We start from the raw sequence: 16,767 nt of genomic DNA on the forward strand, positions 1-16,767 counted from the left end.
TACCTGCGATTAAAATTTAAGATGATTTTAGAAATCAATCCTGTCATCTGCTGGATTTAACGAATAAACCAGAAAACTTAAATAGGATAAAATATAGAAACAGGCTTTGAATGTATCCCCTGATTAAAAAAGTAAATGGCCCGGCAACACTTTCTGTAGGTAAATACTGAAAAATAGAAGTAAGTGCCAGTAAACCACATACACTAAAAATAATATTATGCTCCACTTTACCATGAAGCCTGTATTTTAAAGATCCCCTGATGATAAATTTATCAAATAACATAAACACCGGAATCATCACTAAACCCAGAATGACCAGGTACCAATATCCAAATGCAGCCATACCAGTGCCAGACATGTTGCCTAACCGGTAACCACCGAAGGTAGAATTACCTGCACCAGCCAGATTATAAATATAATCTCCGAAAGATTGGGCATACAAACTCTCCTTATCAATTTCCGGTTTAATTATCCGAAGTACAGGATCAGGAAGTGCCCCCCAAACATAGTTTATAGTATGCGATCGCATTTGCGGATTATTTTCACCCACTTTTTCTGCCTGTACCAGGCTGGCATCGCTGTATTTGATGGTGGCAAAACGAGATGCAAATGCATTGTCGAGATAACGTTCATCCCAGTCGCTTTCAAGCTGCCTGTCTTCTAACCGGCGCAAAGCAATGGCCCGGTCGTCTTTCATCGCCATCCAGGTTTTTTCAATCAGTTCTTTCTTACTGATGTCTGAACGTTCAGAGCGAACCAGCAACATGGCTGTTCCTAAATTTCCAAGCGGGCCGTTAACAAACCAAATTCCAAAAATCGCCAGCACAACTATTTTATAATTCACTTTAGGAATGCGGAAAATACCGATGAGCAAGCCTAAAAAGTAAGCGAAACCAATAGACGCGAAACCAATCATGAACACACCACGGCTATTTCTCGCAATACTAACGATGAACAACATAATCGTAAAGGCAACTAAAAGATAAATGGTAGATTTTTTAACCTTGCCCACACCACCAAACAGCCCTTTAAAAGGAATAAAGTATGGTGCATAGGCGAAAGGAAATAATGCCTGAATGGCCTTTCCAGAAGCATCACCACTAATTTCTGTAGCTAAAGATTGATTAAATACCAATACATAAATATTGGCCAAAAACCCGATTAATCCCATAATCCATAACTGCAAATTCTCAGGAGTTTCAAAGAAACCAAGTCGCTTCAGAATAGAAGATTCACGATCCCTTTGTAAGGGTAACCAGCGGTAAATATAATGTGAAATAAACAGCACAATTAATACCAGGCTTGCATGAAAAAAAACATCCTGTGGTTTCTCTAAATTATAAACCACTGGCTTAAACTCCAGTGAAGTAAACAGAAGCGGAAAATAAAACTGGGTGGAAGCAAAGCCAATCACAATAAATAACGACAATGGATATTTCCTGATCATATCATCCGTAATAATAAACTCTGTTACAATTAACCAAACAATCGCAATATTTGCAATGGCAATGATGTTATCAGTGGTCCAGAAAAAATAGCACTGAAAAAATAACGCGATAAGCAGGATTACCCTCGAATAAAATTTGGCCTGCCCCAAAAATGTAGAGCCCACCATCACTTTAACCAATGGTATGGTTTTCCTATTTGGATATGATTTATCTTTTTGATATGCCGAAATATTCATGATATAATTTAGTTTTTATGTCCGAAAACATTTAAAATGGCTTTTGCTTTGATGACCGCTAATTGTGGTAGTGTTAGCCAGTAACGATAGAGGTTAACAGCCAGAAGCAATAAAGCTATAGTGAGAATTAAATGTTCATAATCTGGTAAAACGATCATTAAAACTACCCCAACACTGGTAAATGCTACTGATAACATGGCTACATTAAAACCTTGATGAGGCCATTCCAAACCCGCACTTCGCAACCACTTCTCTGCAATTTTTGTAAAAGCCACTGATGCTGCAATTTCTGATAGCAATAAAGCCATACCAGCACCTTTAATACCCAATACCGGAACAAGGATTAATATACCTACCACGGCGATAACCGCACTCATCATTGAAATTAACAATTGTGGCCTCAACAAATTGTTCCCTTTTACCACCGCAATACTGGGTTGAGATAGTGCATAAACCAATACACCAAGCGATAGCAAGGCAAATAACCAGGGATCAAAACTTAGTTTACCCCGTGTCCAGGCATTATAAATAACCGGGATAAAGGTTTGAACTACGAGTAAGCACGGTGCAATAATGGCAATGGTTACGAGCCAAAGTGTACTAAATGCAACCTCAGTTTTTTCCTGATCACGTTTGTGCAAGAAATTCATCAGTTCAGGCATAAGTGGATTAATAATGGTTCTTAAACCTTGCAATGCTACGTTAGATCCGGTTCTAATGGTCGAAAACACAGCAATTCCAGCAGCACCCATAATAGGCGACATAATTAACCTTGCACCCTGCTGGCGAACATTTTCCAAAAATCCTGTTACAGAAAGATTGGTAGATTTACGAAAACTGGTCCACCCCAATGCAAAAGATGGCTTAATCACTTTCACATGATGTTTCTTCAACAGCCTTAACATATCAACCCAAACCGGTATGTCAAAAGCAACTTTAGCAATGGCCATTACCATTCCAGCAGTTAAAAGGTTTGCCCCAAAAACAACTGAGATAGCTGGCGATAGAAGTAAAACAGTATTGGTTAAAACACTCCACCATGCCATCCGGGGGAAGTAACCAAACGTGGCCATAATCCGGTTTAATAAACCACCAACCGTATTGCAAAGCAGCCAGATGATGGACTGAATGAACAGGATATAAAATGCCTGGATGGCTTTGGCCTGGAGTGCCGACCCTAGATCTTTAAAAATCATAGGCAGAATATCCAGCCAATAAATCAGCAAGACCACAATGATCTGAATCAAGCCTAAAATTAAGGCTACCATCATGCCTGAAGAAAGTAATTTACTTATCTGCTTTGGTACACGACTGCCCAGTTTTAAAAACTCATAAGCCATATATTCCTGAAAGCCCAAATCGAAGGCACTGAGTAAGCTCGAAAAAGACAATACAGCAAGCCATAACCCATAGGTAGACGCATCCCAGTAACTTAAATATAAGGGCACCAATAATATTTGCGCCAGCATCGCCACTGCGATTTGTACCCAGGAGGCAATGGTACCCGAAAGGATTCTTTTTGAAGCCGACATGAAATTGCTTATAATTAAATTCGAATGGTGAAAAATTAGAATCTTAATGCAAGATCTGTAAAAGCACCTGAAACCAGATTCTTATTGCTCTTTTCACTATAGTAACCGTAATCCAGCGCATAACCATATCTGCTATCCATATAGATGCCGTTAAAAACGATAAACATATTTCTCACCTTTTCTTCCTGATACAATTTTTCAATAAAATTAAGTTCCGATTTGGCCGTGTGATTATGCCTTACCATGTATAAACAAACATCTGCAAACTGCGATAGTATTAATCCATCCGTTACCAGATGCATAGGCGGTGAATCGATGATAATATGATCGTACTCCGCTCTTAACTGTAAAATTAAATCAGCCATCCGGTCATCCTCCAATAATTCAGACGGATGCATGGGAATTGGCCCGGCGCCAATAATAGATAGATTTTCATTAAAAACTGAAGGCTCAATAATGGCATTCAAATCCGTTTTACCTTCTAAAAAGCTACTTAATCCAAGAGATGAATTTTTAGCCCTGAATATTTTTGCAATCCGTGGCTTACGCAAATCCAATTCAAGAATAATGGTTTTCTTACCAGTGGCCGCTAATGACAAGGCAAAATTGCTGGCTACAAAACTTTTTCCTTCACCTGCTACACTCGAACCAAATAGGATTACCTGGTTATTGGAAGCACTGGTTTGTTGTAATATATTGGTTCTCAGGTTGCGGATTTGCTCAGTGATGGCAAAAGCACCCTTTTTTAACATTACCAATTCATTTTTACCACTTTCATGAATCAATTCGGCAATAACAGGTACTGATGTACCCAGCTGAATATCATTAACCGTTAAAACCCTGTTTCTCAAGTTTTTCCTAAAAGACAATAACCCTACAGGGAAAATCATGCCCAGTAAAATGGCTACCGTTAAAGGTCCCTTTTTCTTCGATTCTGGTTTTCCGGCATAGGCATTTTCTACAATCCGTGCATCCTTAAGCGTTGAGGCATAACTCAATGCTACTTCTTCTCTTTTTTGTAAGAGGTAAATATAAAGACCTTGCTTTATATCCATCTGGCGTTTAAAACTCACATATTGTCTTTCCTGTACCGGAATATCCTTAATGGAACTTTCAAAACCAGAGCTAATTTTCCGCAACTCCCGATTGGTCGATACAAGAGAGGATTTGATATTACTAATTGAACTTTTGATTGCCGCTTTGGTGCTTTTAATCTGAGAATTAAGCGGATAAAATATCGGGTTACTTTCAGGCGCAGTAGCCAATAGCTGGTCTTTCTCCAATAGTAAGGCACTTAATTTACCTACCAGGGCCACTAATCCCGGATCTTCTATCCCAATTGTTGCCGGTGGGCTCGAAGCATTCTTTTCAGAATTTACATAACGCTCAATGCCATTGATGATATTTAACTGAACACTTACGGCACCAAGTTTTCCATCATTCGATTGTGCATTATCTAAATAATACTGACTTTTAGAAGAAATATCAGTTAGCCCTACGCTGCTTTTATAACCTTCAACTGTTTTTTCTGCCTGTGATAATTCGCCACGTAAAGATGCCAGCCGATCATCAATAAACTTTAATGTAGTAAGCGTTTCCTTATTCTTGTTTTGAATATTGGAACTTTTATATACACTGATTAAAGTATTCAAAGTTCTGATTCCCCTCAATGGCACCTGATCTTCGATATTAAGCTCAACCATTGGAGCGGTTTTATTAAAGCTGGTTGATATTTTTTCCTGATAGGCCGTAACAGCTGTTTCCAACGGCACTATATTTACCTTAACCGTTTCACCCTGATAATTTTTTAACTTATCAGTTGCCAGTAAAGTAAAGTTTCCAAAACTGGTTTTCACGGGTACACCGAAATAACCATTAATTTCTTCATCATTATGCGTAATCTGAAACTGTTTACCATCAATAATTTTCACTTCGAAATTCTGCGTAAACAGTGATGTTTTTGGCTTAATTAATTTCAGCCGAAAAGGTGAAGAAGTATAAATATCAACAGTTTTAAGCCTTTGCTCAATGCTGTAATTTACCCAAAGTTGCAAAGAGTCAACCACGTTTCTAATTAAAGGTCGTGATTTAATAATTTCCACTTCACTTTCTACCAGTTTACTGCCGGTAGATAATGATAGCTGTTCCATAGCCGCTTCCTTTACATTCGTTTCCTTATTTTTATTATCATTAATGGAAATTTTAGCTTTTACATTATAAACCGCATTGGTTGAACTGATGTAAACAAAGGCAAGTATGATAGCAATAACCAAACTCAGTATTACCAATGGCCAGTGGTAAAGTAAATTATTCACCACGCCCGATATTTTATTTTGCTTTACCTCCGCCTGTTCTACAAATGGAGTGTAAATAAATTGTTCATTATTATTTTTCATGACTTATCTTAATGAATTCGAAAGAACGATTGCAACAATAGACAGCGCCGAAAGTACCAGACTAACTGTCCGGTAACCTCCGTCTACTGATGCATATTTGGTTTTGTCTGGTTGTACATAAAGAACATCGTTATTCTTTAGATAATAATATGGAGAAGTAAAAAGCTTGGCCGAAGTAATGTCTATCGGAATAAATTCCCTTTTACCATCAACTTCCCTAATGAGCAAAATATTTTTTCTTTTAGCCGTGATATTTAAATCACCAGCCATTGTTAATGCTTCCGTAACCGTTACCCGTTCACTCACAATCTTATATACATCCGGTTTTAAAACATCTCCCATTACCGATACTTTAAAATTGAGCATTCTTACCGTTACAGCAGGTTCCCTTAAATAGGTTTTCAATTTTTCTTGTATCTGATCAGCCAGAACACCAGTAGTTAACCCTTCTGCAGGAATTTTACCGATGAGCGGTAGTCTGATTTCACCATGCTGATCTACCAGGTAACCCGAAAGCCTGGCACTAGAATCGCTGTAGGCTTTTGGATTAAGGCTGCTAACAGTAATCGATAGAATATCAGATTTTTGAATAGTCAGCGGACTAAAGTTTTTAATCTCTTCCGAACTTTGCTTGCTCTTATCCAAATCCTGGAAATAAGGTACATTCTTGTAAGCATTACATGCCGAAAGCAATAGCACAGCCGTTATGGCATAAAGCAATAAAATTTTGTTTTTCATAATATAGTAAATTACACTGGGGGGTATAGCTTCGCCATTTCACTTACAGTGATCCTTTTCGACGAAATTGAATGCTCAGAAAATTTGTGAATCGCATTCAAAAAGCTTCTGCGAAAGTATGGTGTATTTAATTCTATAAAAACATTTCTGATTGGATGGTTAGCAGAATGTGGTGTTTTGGGAACATTACACGATCAAAATATTGCACAAAAGAGAAATTGTGTTTACTTCTGGAAACTTACATTGAGCAAAACCACTTCTAAACATCCATTTAAACATAAAAAGAGTATAAAGAACTAATTATCAAAGAAATGAGTTTACATAAGTTCACATTATGATATACATATGTAATCTTTATACGACGTTAACCACAGATTTTCGGTTATTTTACATTGTCATTCCTAATAATTATGAATTTAGCTACCATCTCGCTTCACCAGGCGAGAAAAAGAAAATGGAAAGTGGTATATACACGATCCAATTATGAGAAAAAAGCACATGAGTTACTCAATCAGTGTGGCTTGCACAGTTTATGTCCGGTTATCACCACCAGAAGCAAATGGGCAGATCGATTTAAGATTATTGAAAAACCACTTTTCCCTTCTTACTTATTTGTTTATGTAAACCCTACAGAAGAGCAAAAGGTACTTACCATAACAGGTATTTTAAATTATGTGAATTTTGGTGGTAAACCGGCTATAATGCCAGATGAAGATATCACCAGGATTAATGATATCCTATCCAGGTATCAAGATATAGAAACGATTAGCAGCAGGCAACTCGCAATCGGAGATCAGGTAATGATTAATAAAGGTTTTAAGGCTGGTACAAAGGCAGAGATTTTGGAAGTTCAAGAAAAAACGGTATTGCTAATCCTCAATCAACTTGATTGTGCCTTAGTGGCAAAGGTTCGCGTAGATATTTCCAATATCATCATGCCTTCCGCCAAAACAATTTTATCTAATCCTTAAATCGAACACTAATCCCAGTTTATTACCCAATATGGAACTTCATCACGGCCAAACAGTAGAAAGAATTATCAGAAGAAACGGATATAGCATAGCAGAATTAGCTAGAATTATTAAGGTTAACCGCCGATCTGTATACAATTGGTTTAATCAAAGACACCTTAAGCCCGAAATTATTTTCCGAATAGGATCTGTTTTAAATCACGATTTCTCATCAGAATTTCCTTCATTATTTGTAAAAGGAGAAACAATTGGCAAAAGCACACTGCACTATGCAGAATCTGCAGAAAACTCTTCTGGTATAGAGGATTCCAACTGGAAAGATAAATACATTGATCTGCTTGAGAAATATAATGAGCTTCTACAATTTTGCATCAAGAATAAAGGTATTGTACTATTTACTCTGTCGCTGCAATACTTACTATATTTTTAAGGAAAAAACCAAGTTCTTTAAGCAGCTTGATTTGAGGCCTGATTTCACCTATTGGTGTATTGGCATCTGCACAATTGATTAATCTTTCTGAAATGGAATCGAGTACCATTTCAAAGTTTTCTTTATCTACAGACATAAAGTCTTCACAATGATTTAAGAAACTCACGTATTCTTGTGCATTGAAAGTATATGTAATTTCTTTTACCTTAAATAAGGGTGATGTAACAGGTACTTCAGCGGGCATAGAATTTAAAATTATGGATTTGATGTAATTTATATTCTTAGAATTTGTAATGAATATGCTTTCTAACTTAAGTTACGCTTTTTCATTATATCATACTTCGAACCAATTAAAATGAATAGTTTGAATGCTCGTATTTAATTCATATTTGATTAAATGAATGAATCTGATTACCGTAATTGATTGATCAAAAATAAAACAATTATCTGTATTTATAGTCCACATTGTTGGATTCTTTTATACGAATAAACACCATAATGTGTGAAAATTTGAGCATCTAACCCTAATCTCTTGTCAGGCTAATCCTATAATCACTCTAAAGCCCACTCTATGGAAATAAACTTTTCACCATACATGGAACAGACATGGTTTAGAAAAGGGATTATTTCCGTAAAATTGCAGTATGATTAATAACCCAGCCACCCGATTAAATAAATTCATCAGTGAAAGTGGATTGTGCTCCCGCCGGGAGGCAGATCGGTTTATTGAAAAGGGCAATGTTTTCATCAATGGCAAACGGGCTAAAATAGGCGACCAGGTTTTTGCCGGAGATAGGGTAATGGTAAATGGACACAATATTGAGCCTAAAGAAGATAGCAGTTTTATTCTTTTGGCCTTCAATAAACCAACCGGAGTTACCAGCACTACAGAATCAAACGTTCGCGATAACATTGTGGATTATATCAATCATAGTGAACGTATTTTTCCCATTGGCCGTTTAGACAAAGATTCATCAGGGTTGATTTTCTTAACCAATAACGGCGACCTGGTTAACAAGATTTTGAGGGCCGGCAATAAACATGAAAAAGAATATGTAGTCACCGTTAATAAACCAATTACCGACGATTTCATTTTTGAAATGAGTAACGGTGTTCCCATTCTGGGTGTTAATACCCGTAAGTGTAAGGTTAGGCAGGTGAGTACATTCGTCTTCAATATTATTTTAATTCAGGGATTAAACCGGCAGATCAGAAGAATGTGTGAACATTTTGGATATGAAGTAACCAAATTAGAACGCACACGGATTATGAACATTAATCTTAAGGGCATTCCTACGGGAGAATTCAGAGAACTAACTGAAGAGGAAATGGCTGGAATCATGAAAAGCGTCGAAAAATCATCGTCAGAAGCTGGCCCAAAAACAAAAAGTTCAATTAAAAAGAAATTGAATGCTTATGAAGAGATTTCTGAGTCAAAACAGGATCAATCTAAAAAATTCAAATCAACAAAGCCTTTCGCAAAATCAGGAGGAGCAAAAAAGACAGGCTCAAATTCATCATCAAAACCCACCAATAAAAACAGTTCATCTGGTAAAAATTCCAGACCAGCAAAAGGTAAGCCTGCAGGAAAATCAAATACCAGAACAAGAGGAAGATAGCTTGTTAATTGTAAAATTCTGAATCACAACAATTTGCTTTCTGCTTTCGCCTTTCAGCTTAAGTGCTTTTTAAGTACCTTTGCAGCAAATGGTAACAGCAAAAAAGATAGATATCCGCTCACTTGATTTAGCACAATTGCAACAGCACTTAGTGGCTATGCAACAACCTGCCTTTAGAGCAAAGCAGATTTATCAGTGGCTATGGGAGAAATCGGCCATCAACTTCGATGAAATGAGTAATCTTTCTAAAGATTTACGCAAATCTTTGGATGAAAACTTCGCCATAAACGCTGTTAAGGTTAACAATTCACAATTTAGTAGCGATCATACCATTAAAAATACCTTCCGCTTAGCTGATGGTAATATTGTGGAAGGAGTTCTAATTCCCTTAGAAGATCGTATGACAGCTTGTGTAAGTTCTCAGGTAGGTTGCAGCTTAACCTGTAAATTCTGCGCAACAGGTTATATGGACCGGAAAAGGAATTTAAATGCTGATGAAATTTATGATCAGGTCGTATTAATTGATAAACAGGCCAAACAAAATTACAATAACCCTTTAACCAATATTGTATATATGGGCATGGGCGAACCATTGCTAAATTACGCCAATGTATTAAAATCTATCGAACGCATTACCGCACCCGATGGCTTAAATATGAGTTACAAGCGCATTACAGTTTCAACTGCCGGCATTGCTAAAATGATTAAAAAATTAGGTGATGATGGCGTTAAATTTAACCTGGCACTTTCACTTCATGCAGCCGATGATAAAAAGCGAAATGAGATCATGCCGATTAACGAGGCAAACTCATTAAAGTCACTATCCGAAGCACTTAAATATTATTTTGCAAAAACCAAAAATCCGGTAACTTACGAATACATTGTTTTCAATCACTTTAATGATGAAATTACTGATGCAATGGATTTGGCTAAATTTTGCAAGCACATTCCATGTAAGGTAAATTTGATTGAATACAATCCTATTTCCTTCGCTGATTTTACCAATGCCGAAGGCGATAAAATTGATGCCTTTGCCAGTTATCTAAAATCACAAGGTATCACCACTAACATTCGCCGAAGCCGCGGAAAAGATATTGATGCAGCCTGCGGTCAGTTAGCGGTAAAAGAAAGTTAAATTAAATTTTGACTTTTTATTTCGGCTAAAATAGATTCAATCTCTTCAAAACCTGGTCTATCTCCCACATCTGGCAAATGGCAAGATTCTTCTAATGCACGCAATGCAGAATAAAAAGTATCTTGCTCTGCTGATGCATATAATGATAATAGATCGTCGACTAAATACCCAAAAGCACTTACTTCTATTCGCTCCATTGCATTTGAGAAAGTCGAATGATCCCGCTCATACCGGGTTGCTGCACCAAAATCGCCGAATAACGTCTTCCCATCCTCATCAATCAACATATTGTGAGCATATAAATCACCATGCATAATACCCTTTTGGTGCAAATGATTGGCAACCGAAGAAATAGAAGTTAAAATGTTGATCACCTGCAATGCAGAAAGTTGGGTATCAGGTTCAAATACGTCCCTCGTACATGTTTTTAGCGATGGTGGATTTCCAAGATTTATATAATGCTGCGGAATGAGTTCCATTACCAGCCCTGTTTTAGATTCAGACGAATCATTAGTTTTACCAATGATTTTCACTAACGCCTCATGGTCACCAGCTTCAATGCTGGAATGCATTTCATCCTCCGGAAAACCATCACTGGTAACATCGCCTTTAAATACCTTCACTGCCACATCCTGCAACATTTCTTCACTCAATGCACGGTAAATTGTACCAGAGGCTCCCTCACCAAGCTTATTCCGAATTTTTAAACGATCATAAGAAATCAATGGTGCCTCTATTTCTGAATTGGGTGTTCTACTGCAAGGATTTCCAGAAAATGCTAGCCAAGATAGTTTAGGTAAGGATAGTAACCAGTCAGGTAAAATTTCAATTTTATTTGCAGAAAGTCTCAAAAGTGCTAATGATCTACAATGCTGCAATTCTTCGGGTAACGCTGTTAATCTATTACCTGCAAGCATCAGCTTCTCCAGCCGATAACAATCACCAATGGAAGCAGGTAATGCAGAGATCATATTATTAGTTAAAATTAACCACCTCAAATTTTTGCCTATGGCCCGGTCACCAACATGGCCAATATGATTTGCTTTAAAGCCTACAATATCTAATAACGGACAATCACTTAAAACTTCAGGATAAATAGTAAATTCATTATTAGAGCAGAAGAAAACCTTAAGCTTTTGGAGTTTACTAAAATCTGCAGGTAATTCAGATAAGCGGTTGGCAGATAAATCAAGATATTCAAGTGTATCAGCTAGATCTAAAATCTCCATAGGAAAAGTCTCTATTTCAGCTGAAAGTTTTAACGAAGTACAACCATTCAGTTCACCACGTTTCAATTGCTCTAATGTTTGCACAATATTTAGGTTTTTGCAAAGATAAATTTATAGTATAACATAATAGAACGATACCCCTATATGTTGACTCATTTGAGCATCGTTGGATTATAATTTACTATTCAATTACGAATACATTAAGGTTGCATTAGCATTCTTATAACAGTAGATATTTATCTGTCATTTTTTATTTATTAATTCGATGAATAAGAAATTTAGCCAGGTTGCTATCATGCTGAGGTACGAAGCATCTCCAGTCGATAGAAACCTGTCCGTTAATAACGAATAAACTGATACCATATTTAACTATTCTTTGAGCCTTCCTGGTATTGATCCAATACTACTAAAAAAATATCCTGGATCAAGCTGAGGAAGACGATCGAAGAGTGTTCGATGAATAATAAACCTAACCTGATTGCTGTCATGCTGAGGCACGAAGCATCTACAGGCGATGGAAACCTGTCCATTAGTACCGTACAAACTGATATCCAGTATTTAGCTATTCTTTTAGCCTTGCTGGTATTAATCCAATACTACTAAAAAAATATCCTGGATCAAGTTCAGGAAGACGATCGAGGGGTGTTCGATGAATAATAAACCTAACCTGATTGCTGTCATGCTGAGGCACGAAGCATCTCCAGGCGATGGAAACCTGTCCATCAATAACCGGATAAACTGCTATTACGGTATCTCTGCCTGTTAACCACCCCTCCACGGGAGGGAATGGCATTACGCCTAAAAGGTTATACGCCATGCAGGCGCTTTGGTCTTTCAGCTTTAGCCTTTACGCTTTTTTATTATAAACGCAGAAACCCCTGCAGTTGTTACTGCAAGGGTCCTGGTTAAACGCCGCTTAAGGCTTTTAAGATTTGGCACCGACCTACTCTCCCACGTGTTACCGCAGTACCATCGGCTCTGGTGGGCTTAACTTCTCTGTTCGGAATGGGAAGAGGTGGACACCACCGATATAGGCACCTAAATATTTTTATTTGAACTGAAAGGATAAAGATCAAAGCTTAAAGCTACTAAAAAATATTTCGCTTTACTCTTTTGTCTTTTAGCTTTCCGCTTAAATGACATATTATTGAAAGAAGTTAAGTTTTGAAGAACAAACAACAGTTCTGTTTGCTTTGAAAGCTTCGGATGATTAGTACTACTCGACTGTGCTGTCGCCAGCTTTACATCTGTAGCCTATCAACGTAGTAGTCTGCTACGGTCCTATATGGAATTCTCATCTCGTGGCTAGTTTCGCACTTAGATGCTTTCAGCGCTTATCTATTCCCAGCGTAGCTACTCTGCAATGCCCCTGGCGGAACAACAGATTCACTAGAGGCTAGTCCAACCCGGTCCTCTCGTACTAAGGTCAGCCCCACTCAAAATTCCTACGCCCACAACAGATAGGGACCGAACTGTCTCGCGACGTTCTGAACCCAGCTCGCGTGCCACTTTAATCGGCGAACAGCCGAACCCTTGGGACCTTCTCCAGCCCCAGGATGTGACGAGCCGACATCGAGGTGCCAAACCTCCCCGTCGATATGAGCTCTTGGGGGAGATCAGCCTGTTATCCCCAGCGTACCTTTTATCCTTTGAGCGATGGCCCTTCCATGCAGAACCACCGGATCACTATATCCGTCTTTCGACCCTGATCGACCTGTATGTCTCACAGTCAAGCAAGCTTATGCTATTGCACTCCGCGTACGGTTACCAAGCGTACTGAGCTTACCTTTGAAAGCCTCCGTTACCTTTTTGGAGGCGACCACCCCAGTCAAACTACCCATCAAACAATGTCTCCCGCTTAGCGGGATTAGACACCGAATACAGAAAGGGTGGTATTTCAACGTTGGCTCCACGACGCCTAGCGACGCCGCTTCAAAGCCTCCCACCTATCCTACACATCCTGTATCCAATGTCAATGTTAAATTGTAGTGAAGGTGCATGGGGTCTTTCCGTCCCGTTGCGGGTACCCGGCGTCTTCACCGGGACCACAATTTCACCGAGCTCATGGCTGAGACAGCGCCCAGATCGTTACACCATTCGTGCAGGTCGGAACTTACCCGACAAGGAATTTCGCTACCTTAGGACCGTTATAGTTACGGCCGCCGTTTACTGGGGCTTCGATTCAATGCTTCTCCTTACAGATGACATCCCCTCTTAACCTTCCAGCACCGGGCAGGTGTCAGGCCTTATACTTCATCTTTCGATTTTGCAAAGCCATGTGTTTTTGTTAAACAGTCGCCTGGGCCTTTTCACTGCGGCTGACATTGCTGCCAGCGCCCCTTCTCCCGAAGTTACAGGGCCATTTTGCCGAGTTCCTTAGCCATGATTCACTCGAGCACCTTAGAATCCTCTTCCCGGATACCTGTGTCGGTTTGCGGTACGGGTTTTTATAACCTGAAGCTTAGCGGTTTTTCTTGGAAGTCTGATTACCTGCGCTATCAATTCACCCGAAGGTTTATTGTACTATCAGCTTTCAGCAAGACTGGCGGATTTGCCTACCAGTCCTATACCTACGGCCTTTAACGATCTATTCCGTCAGATCGCGGCAGTGTCACTACTCCGTCCCCACATCGCAGTTATAAAAAGTACTGGAATATTAACCAGTTGTCCATCGAATTTCCCCTTCGGGTTCTCCTTAGGTCCCGACTAACCCTGATCCGATTAGCGTTGATCAGGAAACCTTATCCTTTCGGTGGGCGGGTTTCTCTCCCGCCTTATCGTTACTTATGCCTACATTTGCTTTTCTATACGCTCCAGCACCCATTACCAGATACCTTCACCGCATATAGAATGCTCCCCTACCGATATATTTCAATCCCATAGCTTCGGTGTACAATTTAATGCCCGTTTATTATCCATGCCCGATCGCTCGACTAGTGAGCTGTTACGCACTCTTTAAATGAATGGCTGCTTCCAAGCCAACATCCTAGCTGTCTGTGCAATCGGACCTCGTTAGTTCAACTTAACTGTAACTTGGGGACCTTAGCTGATGGTCTGGGTTCTTTCCCTCTCGGCGCGTGACCTTAGCACCCCGCGCCTCACTGCAGATCATATTTAATAGCATTCGGAGTTTGTCTGGATTTGGTAGGATTTGACTCCCCCGCACCCAATCAGTAGCTCTACCTCTATTAAACTTAATATCCACGCTGTTCCTAAAAACATTTCGGGGAGTACGAGCTATTTCCCAGTTTGATTAGCCTTTCACCCCTACCCACAGATCATCCGGAAACTTTTCAACGTTTATCGGTTCGGTCCTCCAGTACGTGTTACCGCACCTTCAACCTGTCCATGGGTAGATCACAAGGTTTCGCGTCTACCTCCTCTGACTATACGCCCTATTCAGACTCGCTTTCGCTTCGGATCCGTGCCTGAAGCACTTAACCTTGCCAGAGAAGAGTAACTCGTAGGCTCATTATGCAAAAGGCACGCCGTCACGCCACCTGGACGCTCCGACCGCTTGTAAGTACACGGTTTCAGGTTCTATTTCACTCCCCTGTTCGGGGTTCTTTTCACCTTTCCCTCACGGTACTGGTTCACTATCGGTCTCTCAGGAGTATTTAGCCTTACCGGATGGTGCCGGCAGATTCCCACAAGGCGTCTCCGACCTCGCGGTACTCAGGATACTACTAGACTGGTATTCTATACGTGTACTGGGCTATCACCATGTATCGCCGGGCTTCCCATCCCGTTCCACTTCTGTTTACCAATGCCACATCGTAGTCCTACAACCCCACTAATGCCGTAACATTAATGGTTTGGGCTCTTTCCCTTTCGCTCGCCACTACTTAGGAAATCATTGTTATTTTCTCTTCCTCTGCTTACTTAGATGTTTCAGTTCGGCAGGTTTGCTCATTATATGTGACTAGTCTTCAACTAGCCGGGTTGCCCCATTCGGAAATCTTCGGATCTATTCCTATTTGCAAATACCCGAAGCTTATCGCAGCTTATCACGTCCTTCATCGCCTCTGAGAGCCAAGGCATCCCCCGTGTACTCTTTATTACTTTCTTCTACTCATATGCCTTTTGCGCCATATGGTATGCTTTTTTTGCTCTTGTCATGATGTCTCATTCCCGACGTAAAGCCGGGAGAGCACAAACACAACAGTCGCCTATTGTTGTTTGCTCTTCTTTTTTAACTTCTTCCAATATGTCAAAGAACTTTACTGAAGCTGATGGCCGAAGGTATAAAGGTATAGGGTGTCATGTGCCCCAACCTAAGCCTCGTTTCAGCTTCGTTAGTTAAAAACCGCGGTCTCGAACCGTTCCATACTTTTTTTGTATGTGCCCCAATGGCGTTTTCTTCTTGTCTTAATCTTTATGTCAATGTAGTTTACCAATCCTGGTAACGCTTTCTTTATTATTCCGTTTTTTAAAAGCTTTCTGCTTTGGCCTTTAAGCTTTTCAGCTTAAATAGTGGAGAATAACGGTCCCGATAGCTATCGGGACGAACCGTTGACCGGTTGCCACTCTTCATGGTGGAGAATAACGGAGTCGAACCGTTGACCTCCTGCGTGCAAGGCAGGCGCTCTAGCCAGCTGAGCTAATCCCCCAGATTTATAGTCTTGAGTTTGGAGTCATTAGTTTGGAGTATTCATAACTCCCAACCCTATTCTCTTTACTCCCAACTTTAATGGTAGTCCCGTCCAGATTTGAACTGGAGACCCCTACATTATCAGTGTAGTGCTCTAACCAGGCTGAGCTACGGGACTTCTTGATTTAAGGTCAGCTATACGTATGCAGTATATAGTATCTTACCGCTACTGCTTATCCTTTGGCTTTCCCCATCTTATTGTTCCGTGGCGCTATACCTTTATAGTATGCCCACCGTTTCCTCTGGGTGTTTCTTTTGTGTTTTCTCTTTTTTAAAGTAGTATAGTGTAAAGTATCAAGATGTTTGCCTTTCAGCTTTAGTCTTTATGCTTTAACCTATATAACTTATTATGAAATATCATGTTGCGAAAGCTGAGTAGGTG

At 39.6% G+C, this 16,767-nt stretch carries 11 protein-coding genes, 2 tRNA genes and 2 rRNA genes; 4 read left to right on the forward strand and 11 right to left on the reverse strand.

The window, feature by feature from the left end; genetic code table 11:
- Positions 1-43: 43 nt before the first annotated feature.
- The 4 genes from AN34_RS18130 to AN34_RS18145 are packed head-to-tail and all read right to left on the reverse strand — an operon-like array spanning position 44 to position 6,350.
- Positions 44-1,684 (reverse strand): hypothetical protein, encoded by a 1,641-nt coding sequence (locus AN34_RS18130; protein ID WP_029287782.1) that lies wholly within the window; start codon positions 1,682-1,684, stop codon positions 44-46.
- A gap of 8 nt (positions 1,685-1,692) precedes the next feature.
- Positions 1,693-3,216 (reverse strand): lipopolysaccharide biosynthesis protein, encoded by a 1,524-nt coding sequence (locus tag AN34_RS18135; protein ID WP_029287784.1) that lies wholly within the window; start codon positions 3,214-3,216, stop codon positions 1,693-1,695.
- Positions 3,217-3,251: 35 nt separating this feature from the next.
- Positions 3,252-5,612 (reverse strand): polysaccharide biosynthesis tyrosine autokinase, encoded by a 2,361-nt coding sequence (locus AN34_RS18140; protein WP_029287786.1) that lies wholly within the window; start codon positions 5,610-5,612, stop codon positions 3,252-3,254.
- Positions 5,613-5,615: 3 nt separating this feature from the next.
- Positions 5,616-6,350 (reverse strand): polysaccharide biosynthesis/export family protein, encoded by a 735-nt coding sequence (locus AN34_RS18145; RefSeq protein ID WP_029287788.1) that lies wholly within the window; start codon positions 6,348-6,350, stop codon positions 5,616-5,618.
- A 410-nt stretch (positions 6,351-6,760) separates the two neighbouring features.
- Between AN34_RS18145 and AN34_RS18150 the strand changes: the two genes are divergently transcribed.
- Complete coding sequence (locus tag AN34_RS18150) at positions 6,761-7,321, forward strand: UpxY family transcription antiterminator (RefSeq protein WP_051666710.1); 561 nt, start codon at positions 6,761-6,763, stop codon at positions 7,319-7,321.
- Between the two features lie 31 nt (positions 7,322-7,352).
- Complete coding sequence (locus tag AN34_RS18155; RefSeq protein WP_036677499.1) at positions 7,353-7,751, forward strand: helix-turn-helix transcriptional regulator; 399 nt, start codon at positions 7,353-7,355, stop codon at positions 7,749-7,751.
- Here AN34_RS18155 and AN34_RS18160 read toward each other — a convergent pair.
- Complete coding sequence (locus AN34_RS18160) at positions 7,717-7,995, reverse strand: hypothetical protein (protein WP_029287795.1); 279 nt, start codon at positions 7,993-7,995, stop codon at positions 7,717-7,719. The genes AN34_RS18155 and AN34_RS18160 overlap by 35 nt on opposite strands.
- Before the next feature lie 400 nt (positions 7,996-8,395).
- Between AN34_RS18160 and rluF the strand changes: the two genes are divergently transcribed.
- Both rluF and rlmN read left to right on the forward strand, forming a co-directional pair.
- Positions 8,396-9,370 (forward strand): 23S rRNA pseudouridine(2604) synthase RluF, encoded by a 975-nt coding sequence (gene rluF / locus AN34_RS18165; RefSeq protein WP_029287797.1) that lies wholly within the window; start codon positions 8,396-8,398, stop codon positions 9,368-9,370.
- Positions 9,371-9,458: 88 nt separating this feature from the next.
- Complete coding sequence (rlmN, locus tag AN34_RS18170) at positions 9,459-10,505, forward strand: 23S rRNA (adenine(2503)-C(2))-methyltransferase RlmN (protein WP_029287799.1); 1,047 nt, start codon at positions 9,459-9,461, stop codon at positions 10,503-10,505.
- On the opposite strand, the gene AN34_RS18175 is transcribed toward rlmN, so the two are convergent.
- From AN34_RS18175 to AN34_RS18200, 6 genes are all read right to left on the reverse strand, one after another.
- A complete protein-coding gene (locus tag AN34_RS18175) occupies positions 10,502-11,818 on the reverse strand; it encodes a leucine-rich repeat-containing protein kinase family protein (RefSeq protein WP_029287802.1) in 1,317 nt (438 codons plus the stop codon). The two genes, rlmN and AN34_RS18175, sit on opposite strands and share 4 nt — an antisense overlap.
- Before the next feature lie 478 nt (positions 11,819-12,296).
- Positions 12,297-12,551 (reverse strand): hypothetical protein, encoded by a 255-nt coding sequence (locus AN34_RS18180; protein ID WP_157263354.1) that lies wholly within the window; start codon positions 12,549-12,551, stop codon positions 12,297-12,299.
- Between the two features lie 113 nt (positions 12,552-12,664).
- Positions 12,665-12,776: ribosomal RNA gene (gene rrf, locus AN34_RS18185) — 5S ribosomal RNA — on the reverse strand.
- Positions 12,777-12,925: 149 nt separating this feature from the next.
- Positions 12,926-15,802 (reverse strand): 23S ribosomal RNA (locus AN34_RS18190).
- Between the two features lie 465 nt (positions 15,803-16,267).
- A tRNA-Ala gene (locus tag AN34_RS18195) sits at positions 16,268-16,344 on the reverse strand.
- 81 nt (positions 16,345-16,425) lie between these two features.
- A tRNA-Ile gene (locus AN34_RS18200) sits at positions 16,426-16,503 on the reverse strand.
- Between the last annotated feature and the right edge of the window lie 264 nt (positions 16,504-16,767).

The sequence above is a fragment of the Pedobacter sp. R20-19 genome (assembly GCF_000708265.2).
Taxonomy (GTDB): Bacteria; Bacteroidota; Bacteroidia; order Sphingobacteriales; family Sphingobacteriaceae; genus Pedobacter.

Bases quoted from the DNA above. Each gene is read 5' to 3' on its own strand.
- AN34_RS18150 (WP_051666710.1), top strand. From the start codon at position 6,761: ATGAATTTAGCTACCATCTCGCTTCACCAGGCGAGAAAAAGAAAATGG.
- AN34_RS18135 (WP_029287784.1), bottom strand. From the start codon at position 3,216: ATGTCGGCTTCAAAAAGAATCCTTTCGGGTACCATTGCCTCCTGGGTA.
- AN34_RS18180 (WP_157263354.1), bottom strand. From the start codon at position 12,551: ATGGCGTATAACCTTTTAGGCGTAATGCCATTCCCTCCCGTGGAGGGG.
- AN34_RS18140 (WP_029287786.1), bottom strand. From the start codon at position 5,612: ATGAAAAATAATAATGAACAATTTATTTACACTCCATTTGTAGAACAG.
- AN34_RS18130 (WP_029287782.1), bottom strand. From the start codon at position 1,684: ATGAATATTTCGGCATATCAAAAAGATAAATCATATCCAAATAGGAAA.
- AN34_RS18155 (WP_036677499.1), top strand. From the start codon at position 7,353: ATGGAACTTCATCACGGCCAAACAGTAGAAAGAATTATCAGAAGAAAC.
- AN34_RS18145 (WP_029287788.1), bottom strand. From the start codon at position 6,350: ATGAAAAACAAAATTTTATTGCTTTATGCCATAACGGCTGTGCTATTG.
- AN34_RS18160 (WP_029287795.1), bottom strand. From the start codon at position 7,995: ATGCCCGCTGAAGTACCTGTTACATCACCCTTATTTAAGGTAAAAGAA.
- rluF (WP_029287797.1), top strand. From the start codon at position 8,396: ATGATTAATAACCCAGCCACCCGATTAAATAAATTCATCAGTGAAAGT.
- rlmN (WP_029287799.1), top strand. From the start codon at position 9,459: ATGGTAACAGCAAAAAAGATAGATATCCGCTCACTTGATTTAGCACAA.